Origin of the sequence: Burkholderia sp. Bp9004 (assembly GCF_003858025.1) — a bacterium.
Taxonomy (GTDB): Bacteria; Pseudomonadota; Gammaproteobacteria; order Burkholderiales; family Burkholderiaceae; genus Burkholderia; species Burkholderia diffusa.
Window position 1 is genome coordinate 145787 of the sequence record NZ_QTQD01000010.1, and the last position, 12856, is coordinate 158642.

Annotated in this window: 10 protein-coding genes and 2 pseudogenes; 6 read left to right on the forward strand and 6 right to left on the reverse strand. The window is 63.8% G+C overall.

Annotated elements, in window-relative coordinates:
- The first annotated feature begins 139 nt into the window (after positions 1 to 139).
- From DIE08_RS14150 to DIE08_RS14170, 5 genes are read left to right on the forward strand one after another with little or no spacing between them, the layout of a single operon-like run.
- Positions 140 to 670: a PAAR domain-containing protein gene (locus DIE08_RS14150; protein WP_124902245.1), complete on the forward strand. Its 531-nt coding sequence runs from the start codon at positions 140 to 142 to the stop codon at positions 668 to 670.
- Positions 667 to 1431 carry a VRR-NUC domain-containing protein gene (locus DIE08_RS14155; protein ID WP_124902246.1) on the forward strand — a complete coding sequence of 255 codons (765 nt, stop codon included), beginning with the start codon at positions 667 to 669 and terminating at the stop codon, positions 1429 to 1431. Before DIE08_RS14150 ends, DIE08_RS14155 begins: the two co-directional genes overlap by 4 nt.
- On the forward strand, positions 1431 to 2522 hold the full coding sequence (locus DIE08_RS14160) for a DUF3396 domain-containing protein (protein WP_260436523.1): 1092 nt from the start codon (positions 1431 to 1433) through the stop codon (positions 2520 to 2522). The genes DIE08_RS14155 and DIE08_RS14160 overlap by 1 nt, the downstream gene beginning before the upstream one ends.
- A gap of 11 nt (positions 2523 to 2533) precedes the next feature.
- Positions 2534 to 3088, forward strand: a complete 555-nt coding sequence (locus DIE08_RS14165) for a hypothetical protein (RefSeq protein ID WP_124902247.1) — start codon at positions 2534 to 2536, stop codon at positions 3086 to 3088.
- Between the two features lie 35 nt (positions 3089 to 3123).
- Positions 3124 to 3741: a hypothetical protein gene (locus tag DIE08_RS14170; protein WP_124902248.1), complete on the forward strand. Its 618-nt coding sequence runs from the start codon at positions 3124 to 3126 to the stop codon at positions 3739 to 3741.
- Between the two features lie 92 nt (positions 3742 to 3833).
- On the opposite strand, the pseudogene DIE08_RS14175 reads toward DIE08_RS14170, so the two are convergent.
- The 5 genes and pseudogenes from DIE08_RS14175 to DIE08_RS14200 all read right to left on the reverse strand — a co-directional run.
- Positions 3834 to 4457: pseudogene (locus DIE08_RS14175) on the reverse strand (OB-fold nucleic acid binding domain-containing protein); the annotation flags it as partial.
- A gap of 67 nt (positions 4458 to 4524) precedes the next feature.
- Positions 4525 to 5391 (reverse strand): IS21-like element ISBcen28 family helper ATPase IstB, encoded by an 867-nt coding sequence (gene istB, locus DIE08_RS14180; RefSeq protein ID WP_062910598.1) that lies wholly within the window; start codon positions 5389 to 5391, stop codon positions 4525 to 4527.
- The gene (istA, locus tag DIE08_RS14185; protein ID WP_124902249.1) at positions 5388 to 6644 is read right to left on the reverse strand and encodes an IS21 family transposase; all 1257 of its coding nucleotides are present in this window, start codon (positions 6642 to 6644) and stop codon (positions 5388 to 5390) included. The genes istB and istA overlap by 4 nt, the downstream gene beginning before the upstream one ends.
- A 114-nt stretch (positions 6645 to 6758) precedes the next feature.
- Positions 6759 to 9299 (reverse strand): annotated as a pseudogene (locus DIE08_RS14195) (error-prone DNA polymerase); the annotation flags it as partial.
- A gap of 6 nt (positions 9300 to 9305) precedes the next feature.
- Positions 9306 to 10766 carry a DNA polymerase Y family protein gene (locus DIE08_RS14200; RefSeq protein WP_124902250.1) on the reverse strand — a complete coding sequence of 487 codons (1461 nt, stop codon included), beginning with the start codon at positions 10764 to 10766 and terminating at the stop codon, positions 9306 to 9308.
- A gap of 133 nt (positions 10767 to 10899) precedes the next feature.
- Here DIE08_RS14200 and DIE08_RS14205 point away from each other — a divergent pair, with 133 nt between their 5' ends.
- A complete protein-coding gene (locus DIE08_RS14205) occupies positions 10900 to 11943 on the forward strand; it encodes an IS110 family transposase (protein ID WP_124902251.1) in 1044 nt (347 codons plus the stop codon).
- Between the two features lie 130 nt (positions 11944 to 12073).
- On the opposite strand, the gene imuA is transcribed toward DIE08_RS14205, so the two are convergent.
- Complete coding sequence (imuA, locus tag DIE08_RS14210; protein ID WP_260436524.1) at positions 12074 to 12841, reverse strand: translesion DNA synthesis-associated protein ImuA; 768 nt, start codon at positions 12839 to 12841, stop codon at positions 12074 to 12076.
- Positions 12842 to 12856 lie beyond the last annotated feature (15 nt).

The window sequence follows — 12856 nt, forward strand, 5'->3', positions numbered from 1 at the left end:
CCGAGCGGGACCGGAGACTGATGGGTCTTTTCGGATCGACCGGCCTAACAAACTTTGTCAGTCGGCCCGGAGCCTCGTCGCGGCGTGTTGCGACGAAACAATGCTAAATTCATGCGACATAACAAACCGAGGGCTGTCTATGACCTACGCGTTTATTCGCGAAGGCGATACGACGTCGCATGGTGGACGCGTACTCGCCTGCACATCAACGAACATGATGTTCGGCAAACCCGTCGCGCTGCTTGGTGACATGGTGGCGTGTCCGAAATGTGGCGGCGTTTATCCGATCGTCGACGTGAAGGTGAGAAGCATGACCTTTGGGGGGCGGCCTGTCGCGACCGAAGGGGACAAGACGGCCTGCGGGGCGTCGCTGATCGCGTCGCAGGGATCTGCGCACGTCGAGCAGGTGTCCGGTGCGGCGGGCGGGATCGGTGGCGGAAAGAGCGTCGTGCCGCAGCAGGATTCGAGCGCGACCGATCGGTACCGTGGCCGATTTCAAGTCCTGAACAGCGAAACGGGCACTCCCGTTCCGAATCATCCCTACTCCTTCCGGACCCCCGGCGGTTCCACAATCTCCGGCCAGACCGACTCGCAAGGCTTCACGCAGTGGCACGAGTCTGCTGAGCCAGGGTCGATCACGTTTCACGGCGACGGGAGTGCCGAAGCGTGAGCAAGTGGTCAATCGGAGGCACGGCGCCAGGTGACGGCGAAACCAGTCGGGTCTACCTCAATTCGAAGCTGCGCCCAAAGGATCAGGCGAAGCTTTGCAGCCTGATGTGTTCATGCAAGAACAATCCGCCGCAGTCGGTGGACGGCAAAGACCTTCGACAGATCTGCGTTGCGTCAAAGCTGAAGCAGGAAGACCCCGACTTTAAGACCAGCATCTATAAGCCTGAGGTGAAGTACCTTATGACGGTTCGCCCGCCCTCACCGATCATGAGCCCTCGCACGCCGAACAAGACGCACGGTTGGCTCCCTCAATGGATCGAGGACAACTGGGTCGGAAAGTACGAGCGCGGCGTCGGCAACGTGCGGATACCCGATGTGGTGATCGTCAAGGATCGAGCGAAGGAACCGACCCAGGACAACCTCGATGCGGTGGTCGAAATGAAGTTCAAGGGGGACTCGTATTCAACGCGGCATCAAAGCCAAGACGAACTTATCGCCGGTCCCAATGCATCCGCAGTACTGTTGACGCCGGAGGATTGCGGGTGCCCTGACGACGACGGCAAAAAGCAGGAGAAGACCAGCGAGTTTCCGGTAGTCGGGCCCGCGCCGCGAGATGCTACCGACGGCGCGTCGAAGGCAGCCCCGTGGAGCCCGTTCGACGAGCTCGAGGGCGCGACGAAACGTTCGCGCAGTGTCTTTGGCCCACGGCCGCCCGACGGCGCTGCGCCAGCACCATCCCCGAGCCCGATTCCGCTATTCTGATGATCATGGACGAAACAGCACTTATCGAGTGGGCGAAGAATGCCCAAACTGACGCCTTGTTGAAAGGCGGAATGCTCTTGCCCAAGCAGCGTCACGACTACGTCGGCGCAGCGATGGTCGTGCGCGCGGCGCTGTTCTTTCCGAACGCATATCAGGAAGCCGTGCAGGGCGAGATTGCAAACTGCTTCGCGGCGTATGCGGCCTACGCGGGACCGCGCCTTCGCTGGCTCACGCAGGACGGCCGGAAGCCCGTGCAGCTGAAGGATGGGCAGGTGGACCCGAAGGCGTTTCGCGCGCGCGGCGACGCGGGCGTTACGGCCTACGTGTCTTCCGGCGAAAAGGCTGAGGATGCAGGGTTGTGGGAGTTCCGCGTGTTCGGAATCCTGGAGTATGAGGAGGCGATGTCCGAAGGGGGCGCCAGCGCACTGACCTTCTCGGTGCCAGTGCCATTTTTGGTCGCCCATCCTCGCGCGTTCCAGCAGCTGTTCGTTGACTTCGCGAAACGGCTGAACGCCTACAACGGCTATGCCGGATTCGCAGTAAATCTGAGCCTGTCGGAAGCTGAGGCCAACACGCCCACGGAATACTGGTTGGCCCGGCGCTACCTTGCGCTCGATGTCGGCAATCCGCTGCTCAACGCGACCCATCTGCGATCGAAACTGAAAACGGTGTCTTGGCTCACGTGCCTGGACAAGTCGCTGTTGGAGCAGGTCGGTGGGATCTCCGCGCTACGAAGCGAACTACCGCCGGACTGGTTCGCCCTGTATGACATGAACGGCGGGGTAGTGATTCAGGCCGGCCCTGAGCCAGAGGCCGGTGGTGCAGCCGATGAGGCTGGAAAGGGGTCACCGGTCGCGCCTGCGAACTACGTGGTCCTGAACAACGCATTGAAGGCGGTTCGCGCGACGACGGTGTGGCGGTTGCAGCGTGGCTTGATGGGGGCCTCGGCGCCATACTTTGATACGACTGCCGAGAGCGATGATTGGTTGCGCCGATTCGACATCGACGAGCGCGACGTGTTCGCCTACAAGGCGAAGCTGCTGGAGATGCCGAAGCTTGCGGCCTCGACGGTACTACCTGATCGTCTTTAAAGGAGGCACCGATGGCCGAATTCGTCCCTCAGCAGGGCACTGTCCGCGGTGCACATCTGCCGAATATCCAAGCCACGTATATCGACTTGCATCGCCTGTTGGCGATCTTTCTCGCGAGTAAGGAGTTTGCGGAACGGATCGAAGCGGCACAAGGGCATAACGCTGAGCTGCGCGATCCGCTTTTCGTTCTCCAGGAATGCGAGGAGGACGAGATTTCGCGGATTTTGTTAAGCCTCGCGGTCACTGCCCGCGCCGTCGATGATGCACACAATCAGGTGCTCGAACTCGTTGCAGGCGTGTGCGGAGCGCTGATCCGTGACATGACAGCGCCTGACGTGACTATCGCGCTGGAGTTGCGCGAAGCCTGCAACAAGATCATTCACGCAGACCACTGGCATTTCGATCTCGAAACCAATGAACAGGATCGGTCGTACCTCACACCGACGATGTACATCTATGGCAGGAGCCAGGGCGGTCGGAATTGGAAAGCGATTTTGGACGTCGTCGAGTTCGCCAAACAGTATGTCAATAGCGTTGCGCTCGTGCGGAATGCCGCACGTGGATAGTGTCCTCAACAATCGTATCTTTGGATCTCGATAAGATGCTCGTATCGTCCAGTGAATATTCGGCTGTGTTCCTGAGGACCAGGCATCTTCTGCTTGATTCTTGCATCCTCAATGACTTAGCTACGGACGCGAGAACGCAGTCGGTGCTTGAGCGCGCAGCTACGACCTACAATTTTGTGTATTGCGCTGTTTCAATGTTGGAGGTCGGATTCGGGCCGGTCGGAAAACGCGATGAGAAGCAACACCAACTTGCGCGAAGAGTTTATGCCGACAAGGAGGTCGTGCGGCTTACGGACCGACTGGTTTCCGAATATGAGCAAACTGGGGCACCGTTCGCCGCCGGCAGCGTCTACTCATGGACACCCCAGCATCATGAGTGGTTCGCTGCCCGGGATGGCTTGCTGCGTGCAATGGAAACTCGGAACTTGGGCGGGAAAGCTGCTAGGGAACTGAGTAACGATGCAATTATTTTCTTCTCAGCTTGGAATTCGCGAAGCGTCGTGATCACGAACAACGTAAAAGATTTTCAGCTTTTCAATGAAGTTATGTTTGGGGCGGACCCGCGTCGGCAGTTGCCGATCTACACCCTCGGCGATCTTGAGCGGTCGCTTGAAAATGACGTGAGCTTTCCTGAAAATCTTACTGCGACATAAACGAACGACTAGCGGTATCCGGTTATTGGAGCTCGGCTCTGTTGCGTGTGGCCCCGGCTGAGCATTGCGCTCGTTTGAATTTGAGCTGACCTTCAGCAAAACTCGCGCGCGGTCGTCGGCAGCGCGCCGAGTAGCGCGGTCCGGTCGACGAGCTTGCTCGCGATCAGGTGCCGCACTTTCCCTTCTGCCTGCCATACGCCGTATACGGCCAGCAACGCGGCGCCGAGCGCTTCCTTCCGAAACTTCTCCAGCAGGCCGGGCCATAGGATCACGTTGACCTGGCCCGTCTCGTCGTCGAGCGTCATGAACAGCACGCCATTCGCCGTGCCCGGCCGTTGCCGAACCGTGACCAGTCCGCACGCACGCGCGAGCTGGCCGCTGCGCAACGTCGCCAGCTGCTCGGCCGACTGCAGATGATCCAGCGCGAGGCGATCGCGCAGCAGTGCCAGCGGATGCCGGCCGAGCGTGAAGCCCATCGCGCGATAGTCCGTCACGATCTCGTGACCCTCCGATGCCAGAGGCAATGCCGGCACCGCGTCGTCACATTCGGTGCCGCGCAGCAGATCTCGATCAGGCACGGCGGCGACAGCCAGCCAGAGCGCGTCGCGTCGGTTATCGCCGGCGAGCGAGCGAAGTGCGTTCGCGCGCGCGAGCACCTGTAGGTCGTGCCGGTCGAGCTGCGCGCGGCGCGCCAGGTCCGCGACGTCGACGAATGGTGTCAACCTCGGCCGTAATTTCCCCAGAAGTGTCGAAGTAAAATTCCCCACCCTGTTCGGACGGTGATCAACCGGCGACGTGATCGAATGGGTTCCTTCGGGGGCGGCCCGGGCGCCGGCGAGCCGGTTCAGCGGGCACGGGGTTCAGGGAAGACAGACGGTTGCGCAGATGGTCCGGCAGCAGATCGGCGTGTTCTCGCAGGCGGTACGATGTGCCTTCGATCTGCACGACGATCGCGTGGTGCAGCAGCCGGTCGAGCAACGCCGCGGCCACCACGCTGTCGCCGAACACGTCACCCCATTCACCGAAGCTGCGGTTGGACGTCAGGATGATCGCGCAGCGCTCGTAGCAGGCGTTGACGAGCTGGAAGAACAGATTGCCGCCGTTGGAGCCGATGGGCAGGTAGCCGATCTCGTCGACGATGAGCAGGCTGTTACGGGCAAGGAAGCGCACGCGCTGCGCCAAGTTGCCTTCCCGTTCGGCCTTGGCCATCGAGTTCACGATCTCGGCCAGAGAGCCGAAGTAGACGCTCTTGCCCGCGCGTACGGCTTCCACGCCCAGCGCAATGGACAGGTGCGATTTGCCCGTGCCGGGCGGCCCCAGGAAGTGAACGGTCTGTCGTCGTTCGATGAACTCGAGTTGCGCAAGCGTCATGATGCGATCGCGATCCAGGCTCGGCTGGAAGCTGAAGTCGTAGCCGGCCAGCGTCTTGATCGTGCCGAGCCGCGCGGTCTGCAGCGCCATCCGGATGCGGCGTGTTTCGCGTGTCGTGAACTCCTCGCCCAGCAACGTTTCCAGCACTTCGAGCATCGAACTGTCGCCTTGCTCGAAGCGGTTCAGGGTGGCATCCAGCGTTTCGAGCGCGCGCGGCATGCGCAGGCCGACGAGATAGCGCCGGATGCGCTCCAGTGTCGAGGCAGGCATGCTGTTCATGCGGTCCTCCCGGCTTCTGCGAGACGTCTTGCGACCTGGTCATAGAACGACAAGGGCCGGCGAGCCACGCTCGCCGTCACCGATGGCACGGGGTGCCGTGCCGGCTGCTTACGCTGGTTTGCACGCCGATGACCGGGCAACAGCGAGGTTCGTCGCCGGCCTTCCAACACGGGATGCACCGCCAGCAGTTCACCGTCCTCGTAGATACGGATCTCGTGAGCCAGACTGTGGACGTCGAGCACGCGCTTGCGCGTACGATCGGGCACGCTGTAGTAGTTGCCACCGACCGAGACGAGACCTTCGTGGCTCACGCGCCGCTCAAGCCGGATCACGCCGTTGAAGGTGCCGGCCGGCAACGCCTGCAGCGTAGGACGCTCCTCACTGAAGTGCTGAGCGACGACGCGGTGCGTGGTGCCGTGCACGCGGACATTGGCAACCGTGTCGAGCCACTCGCGCAGTTGGCGGTTCAGGTCGGCGAGGTTCTGGAAGCGGCGCGCCAGGAAGAAGTCCTGCCGGATATAGCGATACGGCCGCTCGACCTTGCCCTTGGTCTTGGCGCGATACGCCTTGCAGGCGCGCGGCGCGAAGCCGTAGTGCTGCGCAAACGCGACCAGCTTCGCGTTGTAGACGATGTGCTTCGCGACTTCGCCCAGCACGGCCGCCTTCATCCGGTCGTACAGAATCTCGCGCGGAGCGCCGCCGAGGTGCTCGAACGCTTCCATGTGGCAGCGCAGGACGGTCTGTAGGTCCTGATGCTCGACGAAACGTCCCCAGAGATAGCGGCTGTGCCCAAGCACGATCGAGAACAGCCAGATCGAACGCCGCTGGCCGGGCGCGTCATCGAACTCGACATTGAAGTGCGCGAAATCCACTTGAGCCTGATGACCGGCGGGCGTCTCAAAGCGCACCTCGAAGCCGCGTTGGCGCGGCGGCCGGACTTCCCGAACCAGGTCGCCCAGCGCCGTGCGGCCGCCGGTATACCCCATGGCCCGGATCTCGCGCAGCAGACGTTCGACGCTCAGGTCGGGAAACTCGCGTACACGTTCGGTGACGTAGTGGACGAACGGATCGACCACGCACGGTCGCGGCGCGCGCGGACCGTAACGCGGTGCCTGAACGCCATTCCTGATGTATTTACGAACGGTCTTGCGGTCCATACTCAGTCGAGCAGCGATGGCCGAAATACTCAGCCCTTGCCGATGCAATTCCAGAATCGTCATCACTTCCTCCAGCTCGACCACCGACACCCCCACGACGGATCTCAAGGGCAATATGGTCGGCGATCGACAGGACGGCGCCGCTACCGCGGCGCCGTCAGATAAAAAACTGGGGAAAATTACTTCGACGAAAGTGGGGAGTATCTATCCGACGCTGACAAATGGTCGCGCAGCGCGTGCGAGCTCGATGCGGCCGGCCACGTCTTCGCGCATGCCGCGCAACAGCGAGAAGCCGAGGCGCACGGGCGACGATGTGGTCGGCCCTTCGAGCGCGGAGTCCCACGTGCTCACATTCACGTCGACCGGCAACACCTCAACGCCGCGACGTCGCGCGTCCTGTAGCAGCTGCGAAGGCGTGTAGAAGCCCATCGGCTGGCTATTCAGCAGCGCGGCGAGGAATACCGCTGGCTCGTGCCGGCGCAGCCACGCACTCGAGTAGACGAGCAGGGCGAAGCTGGCCGCGTGGCTTTCCGGGAAGCCGTAATCGCCGAAACCCTTGATCTGCGCGAAGATCGCCTCGGCGAACTCGTGATCGTAGCCGCGCGCGAGCATGCCGCTGACCAGGCGCTCGTGATACGGCTCCAAGCCGCCCTTGCGCTTCCAGGCCGCCATCGCGCGACGCAGCTGGTCGGCCTCGCCGGCGGAGAAACCGGCCGCCAGCATCGCCACCTGCATGACTTGCTCCTGGAAGATCGGCACGCCGAGCGTGCGCTTCAGCGCCTTCTCCACGTCGGGCGACGGATAGGTAACGGGTTCGAGGCCCTGACGCCGGCGCAGGAACGGATGGACCATGCCCCCTTGGACCGGGCCCGGCCTGACGATCGCCACTTCGATCACCAGGTCGTAGAAGCATTGCGGCCGCAGGCGCGGCAGCATCGACATCTGCGCGCGCGATTCCACCTGGAACACGCCCATGCTGTCGCCGTCGCACAGCATGTCGTAGGTCGGCTTGTCCTCGGCCGGAATGTCCTGCAACTCGAATGTCTCGCCGCGCTTCTCCGAGATCATGTCGAGCGCGCGGCGCACCATCGACAGCATGCCGAGCGCGAGCACGTCGATCTTCAGGATCCCGAGCGCCTCGATGTCGTCCTTGTCCCACTGGATGATCGAGCGATCGTCCATCGCGGCGTTTTCGACCGGCACGAGGCGCGTGAGCTTGCCGCGGCTGATCACGAAGCCGCCCGAGTGCTGCGATAGGTGCCGTGGGTAGCCGAGCAGCTGTGCGGCGAACGCGGCCCACTGTTGGTTAAGCGGCGCCTCCGGATCGAGTCCGGCTTCGGCGAAGCGCTGCAGCAGATCCGCACGCGAATCGAACCAGTGGTGTTGCTTGGCGACGCGATCGACGATCGCAGGATCCACACCGAGCGCCTTGCCGGCTTCCCGCAACGCGCTGCGCGGTCGGTATGTCGTGACGGCGGCCGTCAGCGCGGCGCGATCTCGACCGTACTTCCGGTAGATGTACTGCATGACCTCTTCGCGGCGCTGATGCTCGAAATCGACGTCGATGTCCGGCGGCTCGTTGCGCTCCTTGCTGATGAACCGTTCGAACAGCATCGATTGCCGCGACGGGTCGACCTCGGTTACGCCGAGGCAATAGCAAACGGACGAGTTCGCGGCCGAGCCGCGTCCCTGGCACAAGATCCCTTGCTCGCGCGCGAACTGTACGATGTCGTAGACGGTCAGGAAATACGCCTCGTATTTCAGGTCGGCGATCAGCTGCAGCTCGTGCTCGATCTGCGCCTGGACGTCGATCGGGATGCCGGCGGGAAAGCGCCGGCGCGCGCCGATGTAGGTCTGCTCGCGCAGGTACGTCGCCGGGTCGGTGCCGGCCGGTACCAGTTCGTCGGGATACTCGTATTTCAGGTCGTCGAGCGAGAACGTGCAGCGCCGCGCGACGCGCACGGTTTCCTCGAGCGCGCCGGCGGGATAGAGGTTGGCGAGCCGCAGACGCGATCGCAGATGACGCTCGGCGTCCGGCGCGAGCTCGTATCCGCATTCCGATACCGGGCGGCCGACCCGGATCCCCGTCAGCACATCCTGCAGCGGTTTGCGCGATCGCACATGCATGAGCGGCCAGCTGGTGGCCACCGCCGGCACGCCGTGGCGCGCGGCGACTCGCTCGATCACGCCGCGGTGGATGTCGTCCATCGCGCGAGCGTGCAGTGTCAGCGCGACCCATGCGCGATCGCCAAACACGCGTGCGAACCATTCGACCTGCGCGTCGAGGCGCTGCTCATTGGCCGGGAAGTCGGGCGACAGGATCGCCAGGCAATCTGGCAAGCCGCGCAGGTGTGCGTATGGTGCGTCGGGATGGTCGACGTCGAGCGGCGCGAGTCGATACGAACCCTTCTTACCGCGCATGCGACCGAGCGAAATGAACTCGCAGAGATTGCCATAACCGTCGCGATTCATCGCGAGCGCGGTGAAGGCGAGCGCCGGCGAGCCGTCTGCGGCCGTCAGCCGAAAGTGCGAGCCAACGATCAGCGGCATGTTCGCCGCCTTCGCTTCGACGTGCGCGCGCACGACGCCGGCGAGCGAGCACTCGTCGGTAATTGCGATCGCGCTGTAGCCGAGCTGCGCCGCGCGCGCGACGTATTCCTCCGCGCGCGACGCACCGTGCAAGAAGGAGAAGTCGCTGGCGACTTGGAGTTCAGCGTAGGCGGGCAGGGCGCCGAAATTGCCGGCGTTCATGGCGGATCAGCCGAACAGACCGTGCAGGAAGAAGCGCGCTTCGCTCTCGTCGCTGGCTGTCGGCCGCTCCTTGTAGATCCAGTAGCAGATGCCGTTGTCGTCCTCGGCGACGAAGTAGTCGCGCGTCACGGTCTGTCCGTCCTGCCAGCCGCCTTCGATGCGCTCGCCGGGAGAGACCATGCGCAGCGGCGTGCCGTAGAACGGTCGATGCTTGCGCGTGAGCAGCGGCACAGGCTTGGAAAGCAGCCAGGCCGGGCGCGGCAGGTCCGCCGGCAGCGGTGCCGGCTTCGGCGCGTCGCGCATCGGCACCCATCGGGCGGCCGGCTCCGGACGGTAGTCGGCCATGGGAGCCGGTACGAGCACGTTCTCGGCACCGAGCCGCGCAGTCAGCAGTTCGAGCAACCGCGCGTGATCCTGCGGCGTGCCGCCGGGCTCCGGGAACAGCGAGTCGCTCGGTGCGGCCGCTTCCTGTACGCTACGGGCGATCAGGCGCACCGCAATCACGGGCCCGGCGAGCTCGACGTGGCCGAGCCTTTCTTTGACCAGCCGCGTCAGGTGTTCCTCGAAGCGGGTAGGGGCGCCCAACGCGATCTCGATCTCGGTCGGCGCGATCGCGTCCCGCCCGCGCTCGTGCTCGAGCAGCAACGCGAACGCGGCGACGTCCAGCTGCTTCGCGGTGAGCCAGCCGGTCAGCTGCAGGATCAGCCGGCGCGCGACGAAAAGCAGCGCCTCGGCGTGCTCGACGCGGTCCATCAGTTCGACGCGCGTGTCGAACGATGGCGGCATTTCGAGCCAGTCGTAGGCGGCCGGCGCGGTGCCGGCGACCTGGTCGAGCCAGTCGAGCAGCTGCGTGCCGCAGCGCTTTTTCAGCCCGGCACGCGGCAAGCGCTGCAGATCGGCCAGCGTTTCGCAGCCGATATCCTCAAACCAGCTCGCGTAGCGTCGGGCGTCCGGTGCCACGGCGAGGGGCACGCGCGCGAGCGCGCGGCGCAGCGACCGCGCGGACAGCGCGAGGCCACCGCGCAGGCCGCGAGCCACCATCCACGCGGCCGGGCCCGACGACGCGACCGATATCGCCGCGGTGACGCCGAACGACGCGACGACGTCGCGCACGCGCTGGCGCAGCGCACGGATGCCGTGAAAGAGGCGCAGGCTCGCCGTCACGTCGAGCACCACCACGGCTTCGTCAGCGTCGACGACGCTTGGCGTGAACTGCAGGAGCGCATAGGCAACCCCGAGCGCGAGCTCGCGCTCGCGCGCGGCGTCGCGCTCGCGGATCTGCACGTCCGGCGCGAGGGACAGCACGCCACCGCGCCGCATGCCGGCGACCACGCCGAGCGCACGCGCGGCACGATCGAGCGCCACAACCCGGCCGCCCTCGAGCACGACGAGCCTGCGCGCATCGTCAGGCGACGGCGCCGGCGATCGCGGCCGGAACACTTCTAGGTTGAGGTGCGGCAGATGCACGCCGATCCAAATGGTATGAACGCCTCCCACCCATCGTCCATCCGCCGTCGGTGGGGTCTCATGGGTGTCGGGATCCATGGCGCGTGAAATCGGCGATGATGATGTCCCCCGTGGCCCTTACAGGAGCTTCGCGATGAACCGCATTCCAGTCGGTGTCGATATTGCGAAATCGGTATTTCAGGTGCATCACCTGGACGAGAACACAGGCGCTACCGTGAACAAGGCGATAAAGCGTTCTGCTTTCCTCGACTACTTCGCGAATAGAAATCCGTGCCTGATCGGCATGGAGGCCTGTGGCGGAGCCCAGCACTGGGCGAGGCGTCTCATGGAAATGGGGCATGATGTTCGGCTGATGCCCGGGCGCTTCGTAAAGGCATTCAATATCGGCAACAAAAACGACTCGGCCGATGCGCGCGCAATCTGGCTTGCAGTACAACAACCCGGAAAGGGCGTCGCGGTTAAGACCGAAGGTCAACAGGCGGTTCTTGCGATGCACCGGGTGCGACAGCAGCTGGTGAAGGTGCGAACGATGCAGATCAATTCGCTCCGCGGGCTTTTGACCGAATACGGAGAAGTCATGAGCCGAAGTCGCAAGGGACTCGACAGCGCCATTCCAGATGTACTCGCACGCCTTGCAAACCGCCTTCCTACGATGTTGATCGAGACGCTGCGGGAGCAATGGAACAACCTGGTCAAGCTCGATGAGCAAATAGGTGTGATCGAGCGCAGGCTTCAGATGTGGATGCGTGCGGACCCGTCGAGCGGCAGGCTTGCTGAGATTCCAGGTGTCGGCGTCCTGACGGCAACGGCCGCGGTAGCGACGATTGGCGATCCCCGAGCATTCCGGTCTGGACGGGAATTCGCCGCGTATCTGGGTTTGGTCCCGCGGCAATCCGGCTCCGGAGGCAAGGTTCTTCTCCATGGCATCAGCAAACGTGGAGATTCTTATCTCAGGACGCTGCTGATCCACTGCGCGCGGAGCGTGCTCGTACACGCTAAGGACCCCGGGAAGTGGATCGATCAGCTGAGGATGCGCCGACCACCGAACGTCGTCGTGGTTGCGATCGCAAACAAGATCGCCAGAGTGATTTGGGCTGTACTTGCCCACGGACGTCCGTACGAGCGGGACTTTCGCATTGGAGGATTGCATGGGCACGTAGAGCCTTCAGCGGCATAAAGCTTTGCAGGGAGGAACGTCCCAAGGTTGCGCAGGCAATTGAACGTGATGACGCCACAGGTAGGACCGGGACTCGCGAAACCTGGATGCAAGTCAGAACTTCAAGTTCGTGATCCAAATGAGGTGCGAGTCAGCGGATATCATCGGGGCCCGCAGCGATTTCAGCTGCATTGAGGCCGGATATAAAGCTGCAGCCCATCCTGTTAGTCGGAGCGCTCGAGAACCTGCTCAAACGGGAGGCGTTCATATAAAGACTTGCATGGCGGTTCAACAAAATCGGCGAGGGGGACAAGGGGACGAACAGCGGCGTATCGCGTGCAGGCCCGCGGCGCTTCACGAACGTGACGTCGATGCCGTCACGCTTGGGCGCCAGCGCGAGCCGCAAGGGTGCCGGCGACGCGTCGCGCGCCGCGGCCGCCGGCCGGAAGAGGTAGAACAGCGCCTGGCCGCTCTGCGCGGCTAGGTTGAGCCGCCGTAATGCGTCCGCGCGGACGTGCGGCTGCCAAAGCAGCACGGCGGCGCACGTGCCGGCGCGCAGCGCCTGTTCGGCGGCCCATAGCGCGTCGGCCGTGCGCGGCGCCGGCAGCGTCACGAAGCCGCCCGGGTCGATGCCCCAATACGCGAGTGCCAACGGTTGCAGTGCATGCGGCGGCTGGATCAGCATGACCGGCTTGCCGGCCGTGCGCGCGAGCACCGGCGCCAGCAGTCGCAGCTCGCCGATTCCAGGCTGCGGCGCGAGCAGTTCGATCAGCGCGCCGGCCGGCCAGCCGCCGCCCGGCAGTTCGGCCGTCAGTTCCGGATGGCCCGTGTCGATGCCGCGGGTACTCGAGCGAGCCAGTTGGCTGGCGCGCCATAGACCTGGATGGATTGCTTCTGGATGAGCGAGGGCGGGGTGCATGGGGTCTGTTACGCA

Coding starts and splice junctions, on each gene's coding strand:
- istB (WP_062910598.1), bottom strand. CDS start 5,391: ATGAACAGCATGCCTGCCTCGACACTGGAGCGCATCCGGCGCTATCTC.
- DIE08_RS14165 (WP_124902247.1), top strand. CDS start 2,534: ATGGCCGAATTCGTCCCTCAGCAGGGCACTGTCCGCGGTGCACATCTG.
- imuA (WP_260436524.1), bottom strand. CDS start 12,841: ATGCACCCCGCCCTCGCTCATCCAGAAGCAATCCATCCAGGTCTATGG.
- DIE08_RS14150 (WP_124902245.1), top strand. CDS start 140: ATGACCTACGCGTTTATTCGCGAAGGCGATACGACGTCGCATGGTGGA.
- DIE08_RS14160 (WP_260436523.1), top strand. CDS start 1,431: ATGATCATGGACGAAACAGCACTTATCGAGTGGGCGAAGAATGCCCAA.
- DIE08_RS14205 (WP_124902251.1), top strand. CDS start 10,900: ATGAACCGCATTCCAGTCGGTGTCGATATTGCGAAATCGGTATTTCAG.
- DIE08_RS14170 (WP_124902248.1), top strand. CDS start 3,124: ATGCTCGTATCGTCCAGTGAATATTCGGCTGTGTTCCTGAGGACCAGG.